The following is a 683-nucleotide window of genomic DNA, read 5'->3' on the forward strand; positions in this document are numbered from 1 at the left end:
GTTGATACTGTCTGGTTTGCTCTCCTTAGCCACCATCAAAATCTGGACCGGCAATCTACGTGTCCGCTTTGATTCCATCCCGCCATGGTCATTCTACCGCCTGATCATCGGCAGTCTGTGGCTGTTTACTCTTGCCATTCTTATGAAATCAGGAATTCAGCTTTCAACCGCAATTGAAAAAATGCTGGCTATTCCGGACACAGGGCCATGGCTCAAAGAACGGCTGCAATCAGTCCTCGCTCAACTCACCAAGGGGAAAAAATTAGGTCCGGCTCTGGACGATTCCGGATACCAGTTCCCGACCAAAGAAATCATTGAGGACCTGCGAGTCTACTCACGTCTCAGCAACTTCCACAGCCAGCTCTACCTCATAGCTGAAGAGATGCTGGCAGAAGGGGTTGAAAAGGTACAAACACAAGCCAAAATCATCAATTACGGCTGCATCATCACAATAGCATATCTGGTGTCCAACATTGTTCTGGCAATGTCCGACATTCAACAACAATCCGGCCTGAACATGGCCTACTAGGAGAAAAAAATGAACTTACTCGAAATCGTTGGTGTTTTGCTCATCGCCGCTCTGGTCCTCGGAGGCACAGCACTCAGAATCAAATCCGGAAGAGAAAACGAGAAGGTAACTACCGCTCAGCAGAATCTTTCCACCCTTAAACTTGAAGTGAATA

The 683-nt window shown here is 47.6% G+C and carries 2 protein-coding genes; both read left to right on the forward strand.

The features are described from left to right. Positions 1-529, forward strand: a 529-nt coding sequence (locus D0S45_20650; protein ID TIH06957.1) for a type II secretion system protein, incomplete at its 5' end; no start/stop codon positions are given. 9 nt (positions 530-538) lie between these two features. Continuing rightward, the coding region (locus tag D0S45_20655; GenBank protein TIH06958.1) for a pilus assembly protein PilS at positions 539-683 on the forward strand (145 nt) is incomplete at its 3' end.

Origin of the sequence: Marinifilum sp. JC120 (assembly GCA_004923195.1) — a bacterium.
Taxonomy (GTDB): Bacteria; Desulfobacterota; Desulfovibrionia; order Desulfovibrionales; family Desulfovibrionaceae; genus Maridesulfovibrio.